At 73.1% G+C, this 13,171-nt stretch carries 10 protein-coding genes; 8 read left to right on the top strand and 2 right to left on the bottom strand.

Annotated features, from left to right (window positions below; all coding sequences use genetic code 11):
- The first annotated feature begins 774 nt into the window (after positions 1 to 774).
- Positions 775 to 1,707 (top strand): tRNA (adenosine(37)-N6)-dimethylallyltransferase MiaA, encoded by a 933-nt coding sequence (gene miaA / locus IEY37_RS17790; RefSeq protein ID WP_188944012.1) that lies wholly within the window; start codon positions 775 to 777, stop codon positions 1,705 to 1,707.
- An 11-nt stretch (positions 1,708 to 1,718) separates the two neighbouring features.
- Positions 1,719 to 2,633 carry a diaminopimelate epimerase gene (dapF, locus tag IEY37_RS17785; protein WP_188944010.1) on the top strand — a complete coding sequence of 305 codons (915 nt, stop codon included), beginning with the start codon at positions 1,719 to 1,721 and terminating at the stop codon, positions 2,631 to 2,633.
- 82 nt (positions 2,634 to 2,715) lie between these two features.
- Here the strand turns inward: dapF and IEY37_RS22325 are convergent, their stop codons facing one another.
- Positions 2,716 to 4,167 carry an MFS transporter gene (locus IEY37_RS22325; protein ID WP_229674598.1) on the bottom strand — a complete coding sequence of 484 codons (1,452 nt, stop codon included), beginning with the start codon at positions 4,165 to 4,167 and terminating at the stop codon, positions 2,716 to 2,718.
- 73 nt (positions 4,168 to 4,240) lie between these two features.
- On the opposite strand from IEY37_RS22325, the gene IEY37_RS17780 reads away from it, so the two are divergent.
- The 3 genes from IEY37_RS17780 to tatA all read left to right on the top strand — a co-directional run bounded on the left by IEY37_RS17780 (position 4,241) and on the right by tatA (position 7,016).
- Entirely contained in the window at positions 4,241 to 4,813 is a 573-nt protein-coding gene (locus IEY37_RS17780) for an ArsR/SmtB family transcription factor (protein ID WP_229674597.1), read from the top strand.
- Positions 4,814 to 4,869: 56 nt separating this feature from the next.
- Positions 4,870 to 6,498 (top strand): GTPase HflX, encoded by a 1,629-nt coding sequence (gene hflX, locus IEY37_RS17775; protein WP_188944007.1) that lies wholly within the window; start codon positions 4,870 to 4,872, stop codon positions 6,496 to 6,498.
- 212 nt (positions 6,499 to 6,710) lie between these two features.
- Positions 6,711 to 7,016 carry a Sec-independent protein translocase subunit TatA gene (tatA, locus tag IEY37_RS17770; RefSeq protein ID WP_188944005.1) on the top strand — a complete coding sequence of 102 codons (306 nt, stop codon included), beginning with the start codon at positions 6,711 to 6,713 and terminating at the stop codon, positions 7,014 to 7,016.
- A gap of 149 nt (positions 7,017 to 7,165) precedes the next feature.
- On the opposite strand, the gene lexA is transcribed toward tatA, so the two are convergent.
- Positions 7,166 to 7,963 (bottom strand): transcriptional repressor LexA, encoded by a 798-nt coding sequence (gene lexA / locus IEY37_RS17765; protein WP_188944003.1) that lies wholly within the window; start codon positions 7,961 to 7,963, stop codon positions 7,166 to 7,168.
- A 402-nt stretch (positions 7,964 to 8,365) separates the two neighbouring features.
- On the opposite strand from lexA, the gene IEY37_RS17760 reads away from it, so the two are divergent.
- The 3 genes from IEY37_RS17760 to IEY37_RS17750 all read left to right on the top strand — a co-directional run bounded on the left by IEY37_RS17760 (position 8,366) and on the right by IEY37_RS17750 (position 12,730).
- A complete protein-coding gene (locus tag IEY37_RS17760; RefSeq protein WP_188944001.1) occupies positions 8,366 to 8,794 on the top strand; it encodes a LysM peptidoglycan-binding domain-containing protein in 429 nt (142 codons plus the stop codon).
- A gap of 299 nt (positions 8,795 to 9,093) precedes the next feature.
- On the top strand, positions 9,094 to 9,591 hold the full coding sequence (gene nrdR / locus IEY37_RS17755; protein WP_188944000.1) for a transcriptional regulator NrdR: 498 nt from the start codon (positions 9,094 to 9,096) through the stop codon (positions 9,589 to 9,591).
- Positions 9,592 to 9,775: 184 nt separating this feature from the next.
- Positions 9,776 to 12,730: a vitamin B12-dependent ribonucleotide reductase gene (locus IEY37_RS17750; protein WP_188943998.1), complete on the top strand. Its 2,955-nt coding sequence runs from the start codon at positions 9,776 to 9,778 to the stop codon at positions 12,728 to 12,730.
- Positions 12,731 to 13,171: the final 441 nt, after the last annotated feature.

Genomic DNA, 13,171 nt, shown 5'->3' with positions numbered 1-13,171 from the left:
GTGCCGCCCGTGGCGACGTCCGTGCTGCCCGCGTCGGCGTCCGTGCCCACCTCGACCGGCGCGCTGGTCGGCTCGGCGCTCGTCCCGGCCACCGGCGCTGCCTGGGCGTCCGGAGCGGCGGGCACCGCGGTGTCCGTGGAGCTGCCCGGGTCGGACGCGGCGACCGCACCGGTCTCGCCCTCGCCGACCACCAGGTCGGCCGGCGCCGGATCGTCCGGCCGGGGGTCGGGCACGGCCGGATCCCCAGCAGGACCGGCCGGCGAGGAGTCGGCCGCAGAACCGCCGGCTCCCGAGGAGTCGTCCGCCGCGATGTCCACCACGGTCTGCACCGACGCTTCCGCGACGGGATCCGTGCCGGCGTCCGTTGCGGTCCCGCCCCCGACCGCCGCGCCGCCGGTCGCCCCGGTGTCCTCGCTGTCCGGCGCACCCGCGCCGACCGTCCCCTCGACCAGGTCCGGGGTGTCTCCCGCACCGTCCGGCGCTTCTGCAGCGGGGGTCGCGGCCGACGGGTGCACCTCACCGTCGTCGGCGATCGGACCCTGGTCGATGCTCGTCCCGTCGGCACGTTCCTGCATCATCAGCGGCCTTTCTGCTGCTCGAGGGAGGGTGCTCCCGGTGCCTCGCGGCACCCTGTGTGCGTGGGACCCGACCGGTCCGTCGGGTCCAGTGTGCCCGGCTCCGTCCCCCTCCACCAGCGGGTTCGGCATCCGGACCGGCCGCCGCGGCGGCGGCGAGGTCGGTCGCCGACAGTAGTCTGCGGCCGGTGAGCACCACATGACGGCGTCCCGGCTGGTGGTGGTGGCCGGTCCGACGGGGACCGGCAAGTCGGACCTCGCCCTCGACCTGGCCGAAGGGCTGGGAGGCGAGATCGTCAACGCCGACTCCATGCAGCTCTACCGCGGCATGGACATCGGCACCGCCAAGACGCCGCCGGACGAGCGGCGCGGGATCCCGCACCACCAGCTCGACGTCCTGGACGTCACCGAGCCGGCCAGCGTCGCCGCGTACCAGCGGCACGCCCGGGCTGCGGTCGAGGACGTGCTCGCCCGCGGGCGGACGCCGCTGCTCGTGGGCGGTTCCGGGCTGTACGTCCAGGCCGTCGTGGACGACCTGGAATTCCCGCCGACCGACCTGGCCGTCCGTGGCCGCTGGGAGCGGCGGCTGGCCGAGGTCGGCCCGGCGGAGCTGCACCGGCTGCTCGCCGACCGCGACCCGGTGGCCGCGGCGGCGATCGAGCCCGGGAACGGCCGCCGTGTGGTCCGCGCCCTCGAGGTCGTCGAGCTGACCGGCCGGCCCTTCTCCGCCAGCCTGCCGAGGCCCGGTGTGCCGCGGTACGACGCCGTCCTGTTGCTGCTGGACCGCGATGCGGCCGAGCTCGACGCCCGGCTCACGGCGCGGGTCGGCGCGATGGTCGCGCGGGGCCTGCTGGCCGAGGTGGCCGCGCTGGACCGACTCGGCCTGCGGCGAGGGGTCACCGCGTCCCGCGCCCTGGGCTACCAGCAGCTGCTCCCGGTCCTCGACGGCCGGCGGACGCTGACCGACGCAGCCGCCGACACCGTGGCGGCCACCCGCCGGTTCGCCCGCCGCCAGCGGTCCTGGTTCCGCCGGGACCGGCGGTGGCTGCGGCTCGACGCGGCGGCCCCCGACCTGGCGGCGACCGCACGGGCCGCCGTCCGCGCCGCCCCGGCCGCCGCGTCCGGCCGATAGCATGTGCGGTCGTGGACTCCGCCCGGTACCCGTTCGTCAAGGGACACGGCACGGAGAACGACTTCGTCCTGCTGCCCGACCCGGACGGCACCCTCGACCTCGACCCGGTGCTCGTCCGCGCCATCTGCGACCGGCGGGCGGGTATCGGTGCCGACGGGGTGATCCGGGTGGTGCCGACGGCCGCCGTCCCCGGTCACCAGGACGTCGCCGGGTCCGCCCCGTGGTTCATGGACTACCGCAACGCCGACGGCTCGCTGGCGCAGATGTGCGGCAACGGCGCCCGGGTGTTCGCCCGGTTCCTGGTCGACGCCGGGTGGCAGCAGCCCGGCCGCTTCGCGTTCCTCACCCGGGCCGGCATCCGGACCGCGGACCTGGCTGCCGACGGTGACGTGAGCGTCGAGATGGGACCGGTCCGGATCGTCGGCGTCTCCACCGCCGAGCTGGCCGGCCGGACCTTCACCGGGACGGTCGCGGACGTCGGCAACCCGCACCTGGTGTGCCGCGTCGCGCCGGGCCTGCGGCTGGAGGGGCTCGACCTGTCGGCCGCGCCCGGTCACGACCCGATCGTCTTCCCCGACGGCGTCAACGTCGAGTTCGTCGACGACTCCGCCGGTGAGGTGCGCATGCGCGTGTTCGAGCGCGGGGTGGGGGAGACTCGGTCGTGCGGCACCGGGACGGTCGCCGTCGCCGCCGAGCAGCTGCACCGGGCCGGCCGGACCTCGGGTCGGGTCCTGGTGCGGGTGCCCGGCGGCGCCGTCACCGTGACCCTCGAGGCCGCGGTGGGCAGCGACGGTGGCACGCCGGAGGCCGGCTTCGGCGGGGCGGTGCTGACCGGGCCGGCCGTCCTGGTCGCCTCGGGCGAGCTGCGGCCGGCGGCCCTGCGCTCGCCGGCGGACACCGGTGCGGCTGCCGGCTCGCGCGCCTGACGACACCGACGGGACCACTCGCCGGACCACCGCACGCACCGCAGCGCAGGCACCCGTCGTCTTCGCGGTCCCTGGTCGACGCTCAGGGCTGCACGGTGCCGCGGTCCGCGGTGGCCGGCGAGATCGCGTCCTGCCGGAGCGGTGGGTGCACCTCCGCCGGTTCCGTCGCCCCCGAACCGGTGCCGAGGTCGGTCGCCGTGGTCGGCGCGCCGGACGGTGACGAGGGGTCCGCCGGTGCGGGATCCGGAGCGTCGCCGTCGTCGTGGGACGGCAGTCGCCGCAGGCGCCACACCGTCGGGCTGGCCACGGGCACGAGGCACAGCGCCGACCCGGCGGCGAAGACCCACAGCGTGGCCGGCACGCCGATGCCGGTGGAGAGCGCACCGGCCAGGAAGGCGCCGATCGGGCCGGTGCCCCACACCAGGAACCGCGCGGAGGCGTTCATCCGGCCGAGCAGCCGCGGCGGGCACAGCCGTTGACGGAAGCTGACCGTTGCGATGTTGTAGGCGACCACCGCCGCGGACATGCCCAGGCCGCCGACGACGAGCACCGGTACCGGCGGCAGCACGGAGGCCAGCGGGGTGCAGAAGCCCAGGGCGACGAACGCGACCGCGGTCGCCAGGATGGAGCCGCCCTCGCCCAGCCGGCGGGCCAGCCGGCCGGCCACCGCGGCGCCGGCCAGACCGCCGACGGCGGCCACCGAGTCGACGACGCCGATGACGAACGCCGACAGGTGCAGGTCCCGCACCATGTAGAGCACGACGAGGGCCCCGGTGCCCATCGAGAACAGGTTGGACAGCCCCGTGCAGGCGATCAGTCGCCGCAGCAGCCGGTGCCCGACGATGAAGCGCAGCCCCTCGGCGATCTCCGTCCGCAACGACTCCCCGGCGGTCCTGGGTGGCGGCGGCTCCTCCCGGTGGCGGATCCGCCACAGCCCCACGGCCGACGCCAGGTAGCCCACCCCGTTGATCCCGATGACGGTCGCTGCGCCGAGCCGGGTGAGCAGCAGGCCACCGACCGCCGGCCCGGCCAGCTGGGACACCGACTGCGTCGCCTGCAGCTTGGCGTTGCCCTCGACGACCTGGTCGCGGTCGACGAGCAGCGGCAGGTACGACTGGTAGGAGACGTCGAAGAACACCGTCAGCACGCCCACGGCGGTGGCCACCACCATGACCTGCGCCAGCGTCAGCACGCCGAACGCGGAGGCGGCCACGACGGTGCCCAGCAGCAGCGCCCGGCCGACGTCGGCGGTCATCATCACCCGCCGCTTGCTGCGCCGGTCGATGAGCGCACCGGCGGGCAGGCCGACGACGAGGAAGCCCAGCATCTGCAGGGTGGTCAGCAGGCCCATCTCGAACTGCGTGGCGTGCAGGACGGTGACCGCCAGGTAGGGGATGGCCAGGCTGCCCAGCGCGACGCCGAGCTGGCTGGCCGTGTCGGCGCCCCACAGCCGGCGGAAGTCGGCGTGCCGCCAGAGAGTGCCGGCGTGCGGGGTCGGTCCCCGGCGCCGCGGGGACGGAGGGGCAGCGGCCACCGGACGAGCGTCGACCACCAGTTGGGTCTTGTCAATCGGTCATCGTCCGCGGACGGCGACTACCGTGCCGGGTGTGACGTCCGCCCAGCCCGCCGAACCGCCGGGGCTCGCTGCGGGTCCGCGCGTCCCGGCCACCGACGGGGAGCGGCGGGCCCTGGCCAGCGTGGTCCGGCTGCGGATCCTGCGGATGTGCCTGTACGAGCCCTTGACGAACAAGCAGATCGCGCAGCGTCTGCGGCGCGATCCGGCGTCGGTGCTGCACCACGTGCGGACCCTGGTCAACCACGGGTTCCTGCAGGCCGGCGATCCCCGCAGCGGTCCGCGGGGATCCCGGGAAGTGCCGTACCGGGCGACGGGCAAGTCGTGGCGGCTGGACTACGGTGCACCGGACGGCGGGCCGGATCCGGCGGCCGACCCGGTCGGCGACACGATGCTGCAGGCGTTCCTCGACGAGGTGGCGCAGGCCCCGCGCGGCGAGCGCAGCATCACCCGGCTCGGGCTGCAGCTGACCTCCGAGCACCACACGGAGCTGGTGGACCGGCTGGAAGCGCTGTTCCGCGAGTTCGCCGCCCGCCCCGCCGACCCGGACGGCGACCGGTGGTCGGTGTTCCTGGAGGTGCATCCCGACCCGGACGGGGACGGCTGATCGCCTGCAGCCAAATCGGTGGCCGTGGGCCCGGCATTCGGGCACCCTGGAGGCATATGAGCAGCCTTCCTGATGCCTCGTCCTTCGCCGACGCCGCCACCACGGACGCGACGTCCGTGACCGCCGGCCACCCCGCTACCGGCGACGGCCGTCACGGCCCGGACGGTGACGCCTCCCCGACCACCTGGACCGTCGACAGCGGTCACGACGACCCGACCACGGGTGAGCAGGACCTGGCCGACCGGCTGGCGCTCCGCCGGGTCCGCGGGCTGTCGACCGAGCTGTCCGACGTCACCGAAGTCGAGTACCGCCGCCTGCAACTGGAGCGCGTGGTGCTGGTCGGTGTGTGGGCCGGATCCGGCCGGCAGGATGCCGCCGCCGCCGACGCCTCGATGGCCGAGCTGGCGCGCCTCGCCGAGACGGCGGGGTCCGTCGTCCTCGACGCCCTGGTGCAGCGGCGGCAGCATCCGGATGCCGCCACCTACATCGGGTCCGGCAAGGTCACCGAACTGATCGAGGTCGTGCGCAGCACCGGCGCGGACACGGTCATCTGCGACGGCGAGCTGACGCCCGGCCAGCTGCGCAACCTCGAGGAGCGGCTCAGGGTCAAGGTGGTCGACCGGACCGCGCTGATCCTGGACATCTTCGCCCAGCATGCCCGGTCCAAGGAGGGCAAGGCGCAGGTCGAGCTGGCACAGCTGAACTACCTGGTGCCGCGTCTGCGCGGTTGGGGTGTCGCGCTGTCCCGGCAGCGTGGTGGCCGGGTGGCCGCGGGCGCCGGCATCGGGTCCCGCGGTCCCGGTGAGACCAAGCTGGAGATCGACCGCCGCCGGATCCACCGGCGGATCGCGCAGCTGCGCAGCGAGCTCGCCGGGATGCGGCGGGTGCGGGACACCAAGCGGTCGCAGCGCCAGGCCAGGGACGTCCCGGCCGTGGCGATCGCCGGCTACACCAACGCCGGCAAGTCGTCGCTGCTGAACCGGCTCACCGATGCGGGTGTCCTGGTCGAGGACGCGCTGTTCGCCACCCTGGACCCGACGACGCGCCGGGCTCGGACGGCCGACGGCCGCGTCTACACCCTGACCGACACGGTCGGCTTCGTGCGGCACCTGCCCCACCAGCTGGTCGAGTCGTTCCGGTCGACGCTCGAGGAGATCTCCGACGCCGACCTGGTGCTGCACGTGATCGACGGCTGCGACGCGCAGCCGACCGAGCAGGTCAGCGCGGTCCGCGAGGTCCTGGCCGACATCGACGCCGCCTCCGTCCCCGAGGTGCTCGTCGTCAACAAGGTGGACGACGCGGACCCGGACACCGTGCTCGAGCTGCGGCACCTGCTGCCCGACGCCGTCTTCGTCTCGGCCCGCACCGGGGAGGGCATCGACCGGCTCCGCGAGGTGATCGCGGCCCGGCTGCCGAACCCTGCGGTCGAGGTGCACGCGCTGCTGCCGTTCGCCGAGGGCGCCTTGATCTCCCGGGTGCACGAGGAGGGCACGGTGCTCGACGAGCAGCACGTGGCCGCCGGCACGCTGGTGCATGCTCGCGTGCCGCGCGGACTTGCCGGCCGTCTCGCGGCCTACCTCTCCGACGGTGCCGCGGGCTCGGTCGACGGGGTGCCGGGAGCGGTGGACGGTGCGGCGGTCGACGGTGCCGGGGTGGCCGAGCAGGTCCTGCCGCTGTCGCGCTGATCCGTCGGCGGTCGTCGTCCGCACCGGCCGCGGTCCGCGGGACCGGTGGTGGCGGCCGTCCGTGGACGGGGGCGGTGTCGCGGACGTCCCGGTGCACCGGGACCGATCGCGGGGACGGCCCGCTCCGAACTTCCAGCGGTACCATGGAGCCGGTAGACGCTGGCCCGCATGCATGGCATGGCACACTGGTGGGACCGAACAGGGAGGTTGCCGTGGGTTCACTCGCCTGGTGGCACTGGGTTTTGATCATTGCCGCGTTCGTGATCTTGTTCGGGGCCAAGAAGCTCCCGGACGCCGCTCGCGGACTCGGCCGTTCGCTGCGGATCCTCAAGAGCGAGGTGTCCGCGATGCACGACGAGGACAAGAAGCCGGCCACGGCGACGGAGACCGACGTGACCGCCACGGTGGCCACGCCGCCGGCGCAGATCGCCGCCACCCCGGTGGCGCCGCCGGCTGCTCCGGTCGTCACGACCACCACCGTGAACGGGGTGCCCGTCGAGGAGCGCCGCGCCGGCTGACCTGGAGTCAGCACGTCGGCTGTGCCGGTCGTCGCCTCGGGACGACACGTGAAAGCCCCCGGTCCTCAGGGACCGGGGGCTTCGACGTCCGTAGGTGCCGGCGCCAGGGCGGAGGAGTGACGCCCGTTCCTGCGCGCGGGGCGCCCTCCTCAGACCTTGCGGAGCACGGCCACGACCCGGCCGAGCACGACGGCGTCGTCTCCCGGAATGGGCTCGTAGGCCGGGTTGTGCGGGAGCAGCCAGACGTGGCCGTCCCGCCGCCGGAAGGTCTTCACGGTGGCCTCGCCGTCGATCATGGCGGCCACGATCTCGCCGTTGTCCGCGACCGGCTGCTGGCGGACGACGACCCAGTCCCCGTCGGTGATGGCCGCCTCGACCATCGAATCGCCCACCACCCGCAGCAGGAACAGGGTGCCCTCACCCACCAGGTCGCGCGGGAGCGGGAAGAAGTCCTCGACCGCCTGCTCGGCGAGGATGGGGCCGCCGGCGGCAATCCGGCCGACGACCGGCACGTAGGCCGGTGCGGGACGGCTCGACGCGGACTCCTGCGTCTCGTCCATCTCGTCGGGCGTCCGGACGTCCACGGCCCTCGGCCGGTTGGGGTCTTTGCGCAGCAGCCCCTTCCGCTGCAGCGCGGCCAGCTGGTGCGCCACGGACGACGGGGACTTGAGACCGACGGCCTCGCCGATCTCGCGGACGCTCGGCGGATAGCCGCGCCGGGCCACGGAGTCGCGGATGACCTCGAGCACCTTGCGCTGCCGGACGGTGAGCACACCGGGGCGCTCCGCCTCGGGGAACTCCGTCACCTCGGCCTCGTCCTGCGCAGCGGTGGCGGCCGCGTCGGCGACCGGGAGTGCCGTCGCGTCGTCCGCGGCGCGAGTCCGGCCGCGACCGGCGCCACCGCGGGCTCCCGCCTGCCGGTCGCCGACCGGCGTCTGTTCCTTCATCGGCGTCCCATCTCCTGACGTTCCGGCCGCCGCGGCAGGCGATTGACCTGCGCGAACAGCTGCGGACTCGGCTACCGAGCCTACGGAGGTCGGCGTCCGTGTTCAAACACCAGTTCGATGGACACGCCGATGGATCTACCCACTGTCGGTGGTCCGGTGTAGAACACGGACAGGTGTTCGGTAGAACGCCCGTTCGACCCGCGCACCGTGGGCGGACGTCGGTGAGCCGGGTTCCGGCTCTCTAGGAGAGGACGTCGGATGAGCCTGGCGACGGCCGATCGACGATACGAACAGCCGATTGCACCCCGGTCGGTCACTGACTGCGAGACCACCACCGCGCGTCCGGTGCCGGACCGGGACCGCACGCACCGACGGGCCGGGGACGTGTCCGGAGCCCCCGACATGGTTCCGCGCACGGAGGCGGGACGCCGGGCGGTCCGCCGGCGCGCCAGGGCGGTGGCGAGGACCCGTCCGGCCATCGCGCTGGTGCCCCTGCTGGGCCTGCCGCGCGCGGTGCGGTCGGCGGACGGCGGTGTCGGGCGGGCGCCGGCCCAGCGCACCCCGCGCTGGCTCCGGCTGACCGCCACGGCGGTGGTGGCGCTCAGCCTGACGGTCGTGGTGGTCCGGCTGTGCGACTCCGGTTCCGCCCCGACCCACGTTCGGAGCATCCACGTCGAACGCGGGGACACGTTGTGGTCCATCGCGACGGACGCTCAGCCGGGCACGGACCCACGGCCGGTGATCGAGGACATCCGTCGGATCAACCGGCTGACCGGCGACGACATCCGCGCCGGGCAGGTGCTGGAGGTTCCGGTCGCGGCCGCCGCCTGAGTCAGGCTCGGTCAGGCGGCCGGTCGCACTCCGCGATCGCCGGTCGGCGGAGGGGTGAATCGGCGGCGACGCGCGGGTACCCGGCGTGTCGCCGGTTGCGCCGCGTGCCGTGCCGGCTCTACGGTTCACCACAACATCTAGTAGTTACACGGATGTAAGATGTCCACAGGTTGGGTCGAGTAGTCCACGGCCTGTCCACACGGTCCGGGCACCTGTCCACGCGGGATGCACACGGACATTCCCACAGCCCGTCGGTCGAGGGCGCACGGCCGAGGGTGACGACGAGAGAGGGGTCGGCGATGCGGTGTCCGTTCTGCCGGTTCCCGGACTCCCGGGTCATCGACTCCCGCGAGGTCGACGACGGCCAGACGATCCGGCGCCGCCGCACCTGCCCCGAGTGCTCCCGCCGCTTCACCACGGTCGAGGAGGCCGTCCTGGCGGTCGTCAAGCGCAGCGGGGCGACGGAGCCGTTCAGCCGAGCGAAGGTGATCGTCGGCGTCCGCCGGGCCTGCCAGGGACGACCGGTCGGCGAGGACGCCCTGGCGCTGCTCGCCCAGCAGGTCGAGGACACCGTGCGCGCCTCCGGGGCCGCGGAGATCCCGAGCCAGGAGATCGGCCTGGCGATCCTGGGGCCGCTGCGCTCCCTCGACGAGGTGGCCTACCTCCGGTTCGCCTCCGTCTACCGCTCGTTCGAATCGGCCGACGACTTCGCCGCGGAGATCGCAGCGTTGCGCGCCGGCCGCATCCCGGCGACCGTCGGGGCGGCCCCGGACGACGCCGCGCCACCGGGCAGCTGAGGCAGGCCGCGTCCCAGGCGCGGCCCACCGCCGCCCGCCACACCGCCGTGGCATCGCTCGACCCGATGCGGGTCACCACAAGTTCCCCGGACGCCGTCCGGGATCCGCTCCACACCGCACCACCGGTACGTCGCGAGGGCACCCGAGACGGGCGCCGCCCACCACGCCACGGAAGGACCCATCCATGACCGAAACCCTCGGCGCCTCCTCCGACCCCGAGCAGGCGAGCTCGCGCGGTCGCCGTCCGCGCACCCGCAACCAGGGTCTGCGGCTGGAGCGGCTGTACACCACGCCCGGTGTGCACCCGTACGACGAGGTGACGTGGGAGCGCCGCGACGTCGTCATGACGAACTGGCGCGACGGCTCGGTCAACTTCGAGCAGCGCGGTGTGGAGTTCCCGGACTTCTGGTCGGTCAACGCCACCAACATCGTCACCAGCAAGTACTTCCGCGGCGCCGTCGGCACCCCGCAGCGCGAGTCGAGCCTGCGGCAGATCATCGACCGGGTGGTCGGGCGGTACACCGAGGCCGGCGTCGCGAACGGCTACTTCGCCACGGACGAGGACGAGCAGGTCTTCTCCCACGAGCTGACCTGGATGCTGCTGCACCAGGTGTTCGCCTTCAACTCCCCGGTGTGGTTCAACGTCGGGACCGCGTCGCCGCAGCAGGTCTCGGCGTGCTTCATCCTGTCGGTCGACGACACGATGGACTCGATCCTGAACTGGTACCGCGAGGAGGGGCTGATCTTCAAGGGCGGCTCCGGCGCCGGCCTGAACCTGTCCCGCATCCGCTCGTCGAAGGAGCTGCTGTCCTCCGGCGGCACCGCGTCCGGGCCGGTGTCCTTCATGCGGGGCGCCGACGCGTCCGCCGGCACCATCAAGTCCGGTGGGGCCACCCGTCGCGCCGCCAAGATGGTCGTGCTCGACGTGGACCACCCCGACATCGTCGAGTTCGTCGAGACCAAGGCCAAGGAGGAGGCCAAGATCCGCGTGCTGCGGGACGCCGGCTTCGACATGGACCTGGGCGGCGAGGACATCGTCTCGGTGCAGTACCAGAACGCCAACAACTCGGTGCGGGTGTCCGACGAGTTCATGCGCGCCGTCGAGTCCGGCCGCGAGTTCGGGCTGCGGGCGCGGCAGACCGGTGACGTGCTGCAGACGGTCGACGCCCGGGAGCTGTTCGACAAGATCACCACGGCGGCCTGGGACTGCGCCGACCCGGGCATCCAGTACGACGACACGATCAACGACTGGCACACCTGCCCGGAGTCCGGGCGGATCAACGCGTCCAACCCGTGCAGCGAGTACATGCACCTGGACAACTCGTCCTGCAACCTGGCGTCGCTGAACCTGATGAAGTTCCTCTCGCCGGCGGGCGAGTTCGACGGCGTCCGGTTCGCCAAGGCGGTCGAGTTCGTCATCACCGCGATGGACATCTCGATCTGCTTCGCCGACTTCCCGACCGAGGCGATCGGCGAGACCACCCGCGCCTTCCGCCAGCTCGGCATCGGCTACGCCAACCTCGGCGCGCTGCTGATGGCCACCGGCCACGCGTACGACTCCGACGGCGGCCGTGCCCTGGCCGCCACCATCACCTCGCTGATGCAGGCCACCGCCTACGGCCGGTCGGCGGAGCTCGCCGGGGCGGTCGGCGCGTACGAGGGCTTCCCGCGCAACGCGGACGCCCACCGCCGCGTCGTCCGCAAGCACGCCGCGGCCAACGACCAGATCCGCGTGCTCGGCGGTCAGGACGCCGCCATCCTCAAGCTGGCCACGGCTGCCTGGGGCAGGACGCTCGCGACCGGCGAGAAGAACGGCTACCGCAACGCCCAGGCTTCCGTGCTGGCACCGACGGGCACCATCGGCCTGATGATGGACTGCGACACCACCGGCATCGAACCGGATCTCGCGCTGGTCAAGTTCAAGAAGCTGGTCGGCGGCGGCTCCATGCAGATCGTCAACCAGACGGTGCCGCGGGCGCTGGTGGCGCTGGGTTACCAGGCGGAGCAGGTCGAGGCGATCGTCGAGTACATCTCCGAGCACGGTCACATCGTCGACGCGCCGGGCCTGCGGCGCGAGCACTACGAGGTGTTCGACTGCGCCATGGGCGAGCGGTCCATCGCGCCGATGGGTCACGTCCGGATGATGGCCGCGGTGCAGCCGTTCATCTCGGGTGCCATCTCCAAGACGGTCAACATGCCGGAGCACGCCACGGTGGCCGACGTCGCCGAGATCTACACCCAGGGCTGGAAGCTCGGTCTCAAGGCGCTGGCGATCTACCGCGACAACTGCAAGGTCGGCCAGCCGCTGTCCGCCGCCAAGAAGAACAACGCCACCGCCACCACCGCCGCGGAGACCCCGGCGCCGGTGCCCGCGGCGGCGCCCGTGGAGGGCCACCGGCCGGTGCGCCGCCGGCTGCCCAAGAAGCGCCCGTCGCAGACGGTGTCGTTCACCGTGGGCGGGGCCGAGGGCTACCTGACGACGGGTTCGTACCCCGACGACGGGCTCGGCGAGGTGTTCATCAAGCTCGGCAAGCAGGGTTCGACGCTCGCCGGTGTGATGGACGCGTTCTCGATCGCGGTGTCGGTCGGTCTGCAGTACGGCATCCCGCTGGAGTCGTACGTCGCCAAGTTCACCAACCTCCGGTTCGAGCCGGCGGGCATGACCGACGACCCGGACGTCCGGATCGCCACGTCGGTCATGGACTACCTGTTCCGCCGGATCGCCCTGGACTACCTGCCGGTGGACCGGCGTGCCGAGCTGGGCATCTTCTCGGCCGAGGAGCGGTCCGGACAGGTCGCCGCCACCTACGGTGGGAGCGACGCGGACGACGACGTGGTGGAGGAGCTGCGGACGTCGGTCGACGCCACCCCGGTGGTGCGCCCGGCCGTCGAGCAGGGCGGGTCGGCCCCGGCCGCCGGCGCGGCTCCCGGCGCCCAGGTGGACCCGGGTGTCGCCCCGAAGTCGGCGTCCACCGTGGCGGCGCCGCTGGGCAAGGCCGGCTCGTCGACCGAGCTGCTGGAGCTGGTGATCGGCAAGTCGGCCGACGCACCGCTGTGCTTCACCTGCGGCACCAAGATGCGGCCGTCCGGCGCCTGCTACGTGTGCGAGGGCTGCGGTTCCACCTCGGGCTGCAGCTGATGGTGATGGTCACCGGAATGTCCCGGGGATCGTCCCGAGAACGTCCGCAATGGTCACGGGAATGTCCCGTGGTCGTCAGGGACACAACTTACTGAGGTCGGTAATCCCCGGTCGAGGTCTGTAACCCGCTGCCCCGCCCCTCTTCGTGAGGGTCGGGGCGGCGGTGTTGAACGGCTTGGCGGCAACGATGCCGCCGAGAACGCAGAAAGCCCGGACGCGCAGGCGGTCCGGGCTTTCAGCGGCGTAGAGCGTGGTGTCTACACGGTGTAGGAGCCAACATGACACCACTCTCCGCGCCGCACTGGCAAGTGCGGAGAGGAGGTAGAGGCTATGGGCAAGAACACTCGCCAGACGTCGGCGTCGGCTGCGTCCCAGGCTAGCTGTACTGCCCAGGGAGGTTGGTCAATCTGGTGATGGGTGGTTGACCTCCGATGGCGGTGT

This window comes from Nakamurella endophytica (assembly GCF_014646215.1).
Classification (GTDB): domain Bacteria; phylum Actinomycetota; class Actinomycetes; order Mycobacteriales; family Nakamurellaceae; genus Nakamurella; species Nakamurella endophytica.
This window is presented reverse-complemented; position numbering and strand designations above follow the sequence as displayed.

Coding starts and splice junctions, on each gene's coding strand:
- miaA (WP_188944012.1), top strand. CDS start 775: ATGACGGCGTCCCGGCTGGTGGTGGTGGCCGGTCCGACGGGGACCGGC.
- hflX (WP_188944007.1), top strand. CDS start 4,870: ATGAGCAGCCTTCCTGATGCCTCGTCCTTCGCCGACGCCGCCACCACG.
- lexA (WP_188944003.1), bottom strand. CDS start 7,963: ATGAAGGAACAGACGCCGGTCGGCGACCGGCAGGCGGGAGCCCGCGGT.
- IEY37_RS17760 (WP_188944001.1), top strand. CDS start 8,366: ATGGTTCCGCGCACGGAGGCGGGACGCCGGGCGGTCCGCCGGCGCGCC.
- nrdR (WP_188944000.1), top strand. CDS start 9,094: ATGCGGTGTCCGTTCTGCCGGTTCCCGGACTCCCGGGTCATCGACTCC.
- IEY37_RS17750 (WP_188943998.1), top strand. CDS start 9,776: ATGACCGAAACCCTCGGCGCCTCCTCCGACCCCGAGCAGGCGAGCTCG.